This window comes from Amycolatopsis sp. NPDC059657, from assembly GCF_042734395.1.
GTDB lineage: Bacteria > Actinomycetota > Actinomycetes > Mycobacteriales > Pseudonocardiaceae > Amycolatopsis.
The window spans coordinates 135093-144029 of record NZ_JBHWEB010000009.1; the positions used below are offsets into that span (position 1 = coordinate 135093).

The following is an 8937-nucleotide window of genomic DNA, read 5'->3' on the forward strand; positions in this document are numbered from 1 at the left end:
CACCTTTGAGCAAGGGGACGAGCATGCACAGGTCACGTCTGTTTCCGCGCACCGGCGCCACGGTGGTGGCGGCGATGGTGGTCACAGCGCTCGGCGGCACCGCGGCGTCAGCCGTCGATGTTCCGCTCGCGCCCGGTGTCCACCCGTCGAGTATCGACGCCGCCGGGTTCGCGGGGAAACTGTCGCCGCGGCTCGGCCACGCGCGAGGGCGGGTCGACGCGTTCATCGAACTGGCCAAAAAGCCGGCGGTGGACGTGTTCACCGCGGAGCAAGGCAAGGGATCCGGCAAGGAGAAGGCCAAGCAGGCTGCACGCGCGGCCAAGGTCGACACCGCTGACACCGTGAACTCCGTCATCGGCCAGCTCGAGGCCGCCGACCGCGGAACGACGGTGCTCACCCGGACGGCGAATGCCGTCGCCGGGGTGACCGTGAACGCCGACGCGGCCAAGCTGCGCGACCTAGCCAAGCGCCCGGATGTCGTCTCGATCCGGACGGTCGTCCCCAAGATCCGCAGCAACGCCAGTGCGGCTCAGCTGACCAACACCCTCGTGTCGTGGCAGCAGACCGGTAAGTTCGGCGACGGCGTCCGGATCGGCATCATCGACGATGGCATCGACTACACCCATGCCGACTTCGGTGGGCCAGGCACGGCGGCGGCGTACCAGAGCATCGACCGGACCAAGCCGACAGCGCTGTTCCCCAACGCCAAGGTCGTCGGTGGCGTCGACCTCGCAGGCGATGACTACGGTGCGAAGCCGCCAACCGCTCCGAAGCCCGACGCGAACCCGCTTGCCTGCGGTGAGCACGGCACACACGTGGCAGGGACCGCTGGTGGGTTCGGCGTCAATGCCGACGGCACCACGTTCACCGGCGACTATCGGAAGCTGGACGCAGCGAGTCTCAACGCGATGAAGATCGGTCCCGGCACGGCGCCGAAGTCGCTGCTCTACGCGATCAAGGTCTTCGGCTGCACCGGTAGCACCAAGCTCACAGCGCAGGCGATGGACTGGGCGCTGGACCCCGACGGTGACGGTGACTTCACCGACCACCTGGACATCGTCAACCTCTCGCTCGGCTCCGACTTCGCCGCACCGGACGACCCGGATTCCCTGTTCGTGCGCAAGCTCGCCGCGAACAACGTGCTCCCGGTGATCGCGCAGGGCAATGCGGGCGATCTCTACGACGTCGCCGCCGCCCCTGGTAACACACCGGAAGGACTGGCGGTGGCCAGCAGCGTCGACGCCGGGGATCTGGGTGACGTGGCCGAGGTGACCGCCCCTGCCACGGTCACGGGCAGCCACGTCGGCCAGTACAGCCAGGCCTACACCGGGTACGACACGCTGGATTCGACCGCGCCGGTCGTTCCGCTGTCGGTGGCCAACAGCGCGGGGTGCACCGCGTACTCCGCGGAGGACAAGACGAGGGTGACCGGCAAGTTCGTCTGGCTGGAGTGGGACGAAAACGACGCGACCCGGCCCTGTGGTTCGGCCGTGCGGGCCGCCAACGCCGAGTCGGCCGGTGCCAAGGGTGCGGTGCTTTCGGCCACGTCAGACCACTTCGCCGTCGCGATCGCGGGCACTGCCACACTGCCGATGTTCCAGTTCGCCGGTTCCACGGTGACGCGGTTGCGGCAGGCGCTGGCGGACGGCACTCTCCAGGTACGGCTCTGGGGTGCGGGCCGGGCATCGGTGCCGACTACCGATGAGTCGATTGTGGACGGTGCCAGCGCGTTCACTTCGCGCGGAGTGCGTGGCCCCGCACTCAAACCGGATCTCTCCGCACCCGGCGAGACGATCGTTTCGGCGCTGCGGGGCAGCGGTGACGGCAGGGCTTCCTTCTCCGGGACTTCGATGGCCACCCCGCACACCTCGGGCATCGCCGCGCTGGTGCGCCAGGCGCATCCCGACTGGACGGTCGAGGAGGTGAAGGCGGCGCTGATCGGCACGGCCGTGCACGACATTACCGACCATACCGGCCACACTTACGCGCCACAGCGTGTCGGCAGCGGCCGGATCGACGCCAAAGCGGCGCTGGACAACCAGGTGCTCGCCTACGTGGTCGACGATCCTGGTGTGGTGAGCGTCAACTTCGGCACGGTCGAAGCAGGCGGACCGGTGAGCTTGAGCAAGACGATCAAGCTGGTCAACAAGGGCGTCACGCCGGTCGAGTACACGGTGGCCTATCAGGCGGTGAACAGGCTTCCCGGTGTCGAGTACATTGTGGACCCGCCGTCGGTGCGCCTGAACCCGCGCGGCATCGCCACGGTGAAGGTGACGCTGAAGATCACCGACCCGCAGGCGTTGCGCAAGATCATGGACCCGACGGTGGCTCCCATCCAGGCAGGCGTGGCCAGGCAGTTCGTCGCCGACGCGTCCGGCAGGGTCGCGTTCACCCCGCGGAGCGGCGCGAGCGTGCCACTGCGGGTCTCGGTCTATGCGGCGCCCAAGCCGGTTTCGGCGATCACCACGCCGGACGCGGTGAAGTTCGATGCGACGGACCAAGCGGTGTTGAACCTCTCCGGCAAGGGAATCGACCAGGGTAGCGGTGCACAGCGCTATCGCTCGCTCGTCAGCGTGCTGGAACTGCAGGCGGAATCCCCGCGGCTGCCCGCGTGCGGTACGGGCACCGTTTCCGGCTGCACACTGAACCGCACCGCGCAGAGCGGTGATCTCCGCTATATCGGGGCGGCGACGACCGCACCACTGGCGAAGGTGCAGGGTTCTCCGCAAGACGCGAGGCTTGCCTTCGGCCTGTCGACCTGGAGCGACTGGGCGAACCTCGGCAGTAACACGATCCCGTTCGTGGACATCGACACCACCGGTGACGGGAAGCCCGATTTCGAGACCTTTGTGAACAAGGCGAAGTCGTCCGACGTGCTGCTGGCGACCACGGTGTCACTGGCGGCCGACAACAAGGTTGTGGACGTCGAGGCGATCAACGGGCAGCTCGGCGACGTCGACACCAACGTCTTCGACACAAACGTCGTGCTGTTGCCGGTGAGGCTCACCGCGCTGGGTATCGACCCGAACGCGGCCTCGCACCGGATCAGCTACACAGTGGGTGTCGTTGGCTACTACCCCGCGCCGGGCGCGGAGGACGGGACGATTGATTCGGCAGGGGCACCGATCTCGTTCGACCCGCTCGCGCCGGGCTATTGGGCGCAGGGTGGGGGAGACGTGGCGCTCGGCTATGTCGCGAAACCCGGAACGGCTCTGGTCGTCAACCGCGACGCGGATTCGCTCACCAAGGACGGCGCACTGGGGCTGCTGGTGCTCGCGCACCACAACGCCGCCGGCGGCCGGGCACTCGCGGTGGGTGCCGATCCGGCACCCACCGTGAACCGGGGCACGACCTGACCCACGAGAAGGTCGGGAAGTCGGCCAGCTGAACGTACGAATGTCACTTTTGCAACCGGCAGAGCCAAAATCTCGCAAAAGCGACAATAAGAGATATGGACGGCCGACTTCGCCGTGGGGCCCAGGCCCCGCCTTGTCCGTGGCTTCATCGTTCATGAGGGATCTTCCGGGGTTTAAGCCTCCGCACTAGACAGGCGTTCTTCGGCGCACTCTAATAGTGAAGTCTTATCAACCTCTGCTGGAACTCGAAATAGCGAGGGCAAATCGATATGACCGCCCCTGGGAAGCCGGAAATCGCTCCTGGTTCACGGGCTGGCGCTGCTCCGACTATGAATGTCGAGCAAATCAGCAGTATCGAGCAATTCAAAAGCATCGCCGGTGCGGCACTGAGCCCTGGCACCGCGGAAACCTGGAACCAACTTGGCAGCAAGTTCCAGTCCGCACTCGACAGTATGAACCGATTTCAGCAGGGTTTGTCCAGTGACTCGGGAAGCCTGGAGCAATCGCTTCAGGGCGCGGCCGGCGACAGCTTCCAAGCTTACGCCACCAACACGGTCCTGAAGAGAAGCCAGGCGGTCACCCAGGCGATATCGGGCTACCCGCAGGCGATGAGGGCGATCGGGGAGTCGATCGCCGCCTTCCAGGCACGGGTGGCCGAGATCGAAGCCGAGTCCGACGCCCGGATGACCAAGCGGGCCGGGGACGTCGCCAAGCTGGTGGCGGCGGGGACGAAACTGGGCATCGAGGTCGACGGCAACGCGCTGATGGCGAAAAGCCGGAAGAAGGACCTCGACACGGTAGTCCTGCCGGCTCTGAGGCGTGCGCTCCTGGATCTCGGCGCGTCATACGAGAGCAACGGGGGCAGTCTCGCCGCTTTCGACGCGAGCACGATGCGGGCGCCCGATACCTCCGGAGGGGCCGGGAACGGGGGACAGGGCCAGGCAGGCGGGCAGGCGGGCGGTCAGGGGCAGGCCACCGAACCTGCGCAGGACGGCGGCCAGGGCGACCACGGCACCGATGAGAACGCGAGTGGTGGCGCGGATTCCGGTACGGGCACCGCCGAAGACGAGGGCGCCGATGCGGGCGCCGGCGCGGGTGGGAGTACCGGCACTGATGCGGCGGGCGGGAACTCGGACGCTGGTGCTGGTGGCGGCGAGGGTGCAGGTGGCGGCGAAAGTGCCACCACGGGCGGGGCCGGCGAGGGCACAGGTGGGGGTGCTGGCGGCAGCGAGACTGCCAGTGCGGGCGCGGCTGGCGGAGGTGACGGCGAGGGCACCGGTGGCACCGGCGGAAGTACAGGTACAGGCGAGGGCGCTGGTGGAGGTACAGGTGCGGGCGCCGGTGGGGGTAGCGGTGCCGGGGCGGGTATGGGCACTGGTGCTGGCGGGAGTGCTGGCGGAGGTACCGGGAAAGGTGGCGGCCAGGGCGGGGGTACGGGTGCCGGTGCCGGTGCGGGCAAAGGTGCGGGCACACCGGCTACGACAAGCGGGCAACCGGCCGAGGATCCCGCTCGGCAGAAGGCTTTGGAGGATGCGCGTGCCGCGGCAGGCCGGGCGATCGATGATCTGAAGAAGAAGTCACCGCAGGCCGGGAGTTCGGCGGCCGCCGATACTCGCCGCGCCGCGCTGGACGAAGCCAAGAAGGCACTCGAGACGGCGATCGACGGGCTGACCGGCGGTGACCGCACGGGCGCCGGGGCCGCCGATGGTCTCGGCAAGGGCAAACAGCCGACGACCTCGGCCGAGGGGCCGGCCGGCGCCAAAGGCGACAAGAGCGGTACGTCCACTGTGGACCCTGCTAGGGAAAAAGCGTTGTCGGATGCCAAGAAGGCAGCGAGCGACGCGATCGGCGACCTGCAGAAGGGCACTTCGGCTGGCTCATCGGGTTCGGCCGGCGCAAGTGGAAGTTCCGGTCCCAGCAAAGGGGCGGACTCCTGCTCAGCAGGAGGAGCAGGCGGTTCCTCTTCCGGAGGCAAGGATGGCCCGGATCCGGCTCGGGAGAAGGCACTCGCGGATGCCAAGAAGACCGCGGGTGACGCGATCAGCGCGCTCCAGAACGGCGGTGGTGACACGGGCAAGGCCGGTGGCGGCAAGTTGCCCGCGACGATGTCGCAGCTGTCCCAGTCGTCCGCAGGCGGTGGCCAGGGGCCGGACGCGGCACAGCCGAAGGGTGATCTGGACGCACGGCGCCAAGTCCAGAACGCGATCAACGCCTTGCAGGCGGGCGGCGGCGGGAGCCCGGCTCCGGTCAGTGGCGGCGAAGTCGGTCCCGGTCACGGCGGATCGCCGGACGCACCGCAGTCCGCTACCGGCCAGGACGCACGCCAGCAGATGTCCGAAGATGCCAGGCGGACCGCCCAGCGCGCGATCGACGGGCTGCTCTCTGGCGGGGACGTGCCAGGAAAAGGACAGACGCCCTCGTCGCTTGCCGGCTTCTTGTCAGGCACGGGTGGACACAGCGGCGGGCCGGGCGGTGTGCCGGGTGGCGGTGGCCACGGACCGAGGATCGGCGGTGCTGTCGGAGGCCCGGGCCTCGACGGCGTGACGAGGAATCCGGCCGGTCTGGCCGCGGAAGCGGCGGCTGTGGCGAGGCAAGGGGGCTACGAGGTGCCCGGCGCACCACCTGGCGCACAGCCCGGTTCACACCGCGCCGCCGGTGGCCCGCCTGGAACGGAGATGGGCGCGGGCGGTATCCCGCCGGGGATGATGGGCGGCGCAGGTGTCGCCGGCAGGCACCGGGAGGACCGGGAACACACGACTTGGCTGCATGCTGAGGACAAAGACTGGCAGGAAGGCGATACCGACGCGTCAGCTCCGAGGATCGGCAGGGGTGATCGATGACGCCGCACCAGAGTACTGAAACTCCGATTCCGGAGGATGACGGCGAGGCGGCACTGGCCGCTCTGGAAGAGGAAGACCGCAAGCTGGGGAATGTCACCGGGTTTCTGTCCGGCGAATCCACGACGGTTCGGTCCGCCGACGAGTTGGTCACCGTCGAGTTCGACGGCTGGGGTGAGGTGGTCGGGATAGCGTTCGACGGCGTCGAGTACCTCGAGCTGACGGCTGCCGAGTTCGGTGAGGTGCTGGTCGAGACCATTCGCGACGGGCGTGCGCGCTGTGTCCGTAAGCTGATCGACGAGCTGGGGGAAGAGCTGCTTCCCGGCGTCGACTTCGCCGAGCTGGAAGCACGGGAGCGCGTCGAAAAGCCTGTCCACCCACCGGTGGAAGAAGACAGGGGGGACGGCGTCCTCGGCCGTTCGATCACGCCTGTGGAAGAAGTCCGCCAGCGATTTCCCAAGGGAAGTTCGTTGGCCGTCCAGTGCGATGACGGCTTCACCTGGTAGGAAGCGGCGACCTTGCGCATTTCGCGCAGTGACAGGCCTGTACCTGATCGTTAGCGTCGCTGTGCGAAGCGGCAGACCTTGGAAAGGGAACCGAGTGAGTGCGACACGAATCGACACGGTGGCGGACGGGGAACTTTCCCGCTCGCTGAGCCCACGTCACCTGTCCATGATCGCGATCGGCGGCGTGATCGGCGCCGGCTTGTTCGTCGGTTCGGGGCAGGCCATCAAGGCAGCCGGTCCCGCTGTCCTGATCACCTATGTGACGACCGGCATGCTCGTTGTGCTCGTCATGCGCATGCTCGGTGAGATGTCGACCGCCGATCCGCAGACGGGCTCGTTCTCGGTGTACGCGGAGCGGACCTTCGGCCGGTGGGCCGGATTTTCGGTGGGCTGGCTCTACTGGTGGTTCTGGGTTGTGACGATCGGCGTCGAGGCGACGGCGGGCGCGGTGATCGTGCATCGGTGGATCCCGGGTGTTCCGCAATGGGCATGGGCGCTGATCCTGATGGTCGCGTTGACCTTGACGAACCTGTTCTCGGTCAAGTCGTATGGTGAGTTCGAGTTCTGGTTCGCGGCCATCAAGGTCGCTGCGATCACGGTGTTCCTCCTGCTCGGTATCGCTGTGATCGTCGGGCTGTTCCCCGGGACGCCCTCGCCTGGCCTGACGAACCTCACCGGGAACGGCGGGTTCGCGCCCCATGGTCTTGGCCCGGTGATCGCTGCCTCGTTCGTGGTCGTGTTCTCCTACTTCGGCGCCGAGATCGCTTCCGTCGCCGCCACGGAGACCGCTGACCCGGTGAACACCGTGCGCAAGGCGGTTCGCTCGGTGCTGTGGCGGATCCTGATCTTCTATGTCGGTTCGATCGCGATCGTGGTGACCCTGCTGCCATACGACGACGCCAGCGTCAGCAAGAGCCCGTACGTGGCGGTGCTCGACAAGATCGGGCTGCCCGCGGCAGGCACGATCATGGACGCCGTGGTGCTGACGGCTGTGTTGTCCTGCCTGAACTCGGGCCTGTACAGCGCGTCGCGGATGGCGTTTTCGCTGTCCGGGAGGGGTGACGCGCCGAAGTCGTGGAGGAAGATCTCGAAGGCGGGTGTTCCGCAGATCGCGGTGCTGGCGTCCACTGTGGTCGGATTCTTGACCGTCGCGCTGAACTTCGTCGTGCCGGACGAGGTTTTCTCGTTGATGCTCAACACGTCGGGGGCGATCGCGCTGTTCGTCTGGCTGGCGATCGCGTGTGCGCAGCTGCGCATGCGACGCCAGCTCGAGCGGGAGAGCCCGGAGCGCCTCGTGTTGAAGATGTGGGCGTTCCCGTACCTGACCTGGGTAGCCATTGTGGCGATGGTGCTGCTGATCGTCGGCATGGTGCTGGACGACTCCGGCAGGCCACAGGCGCTGGCGAGCCTGGGCCTCGCGGTCGTGGTGATCGCGATCGGCGTCGTCCGGCAGCGCCGCTCGCAAACTTCGCCGAGCCGGAGTAAGTAGCGAATTGATCGAACGGCACGGCCTTATTGAGGGGGAAAGCCAAACGCGGCGTTGCCCCGCCGCTGGCGTCGTGAGTGTTGCCAACGGGTAACTAGTCAGGTCCCTGTCGCGTGGTGGTCATGGTGCTGCGATGATCACCGCGTGGCTGGGGATGGGCGTCCGTCGTATGACGATCTTGCCGCTCTGGTCGTGTCCCAGGCCGCGACGATCGCGGTGTTGCGGGGTGAGGTCGAGCGGCTGACCGAGCGGGTTTCGGAGCTGGAACGGCAGTTGAAGACGAACTCGCGCAACTCGTCGAAACCTCCGTCCCAGGACGTGTATGTCAAGCCGGCGCCGAAGTCGCTGCGCGGTAAATCCGGCCGTGGGCAAGGCAAACAACCCGGTTCGGCGGGCGCGAGCCTGAAGCTGGTCGACGACCCCGACACGGTTGTCGACCATGTTCCGTCGGCGTGTTCGGGCTGCGGGACCGGGTTGCGGCGCCGGCCGAATGTGGGTGTGGTGCGCCGTCAGGTGCACGATCTGCCCGAGATCGTGCCGGTGGTGACCGAGCATCGGATGCATCAGCGACGCTGCCGGTGCGGGGTGCTGACCACCGCGGTCGCTCCAGCCGAAGCGACCGCTCCGGCGTGTTATGGGCCGAATGTCACCGCGCTGGCGGCGTATCTGCTGACCTATCAGCACATCCCGATCTCCCGCGCCGCGGAACTGCTGGCCGAGGTGGTGGGCATGGCGGTGTCCACCGGCTGGGT

General features: G+C 67.5%; 5 protein-coding genes. All 5 read left to right on the plus strand.

Annotated features, from left to right (window positions below):
• Positions 1-23: 23 nt before the first annotated feature.
• Entirely contained in the window at positions 24-3356 is a 3333-nt protein-coding gene (locus ACFV15_RS07705) for a S8 family serine peptidase (protein WP_378349400.1), read from the plus strand.
• Between the two features lie 608 nt (positions 3357-3964).
• Positions 3965-6196: a hypothetical protein gene (locus ACFV15_RS07710; RefSeq protein ID WP_378349401.1), complete on the plus strand. Its 2232-nt coding sequence runs from the start codon at positions 3965-3967 to the stop codon at positions 6194-6196.
• Entirely contained in the window at positions 6193-6699 is a 507-nt protein-coding gene (locus ACFV15_RS07715) for a hypothetical protein (protein ID WP_378349402.1), read from the plus strand. Before ACFV15_RS07710 ends, ACFV15_RS07715 begins: the two co-directional genes overlap by 4 nt.
• Positions 6700-6793: 94 nt before the next feature.
• Entirely contained in the window at positions 6794-8188 is a 1395-nt protein-coding gene (locus tag ACFV15_RS07720; RefSeq protein ID WP_378349403.1) for an amino acid permease, read from the plus strand.
• A 141-nt stretch (positions 8189-8329) separates the two neighbouring features.
• Positions 8330-8937: DUF6444 domain-containing protein (locus tag ACFV15_RS07725; protein WP_378349404.1), on the plus strand; the 608-nt coding region annotated here is incomplete at its 3' end.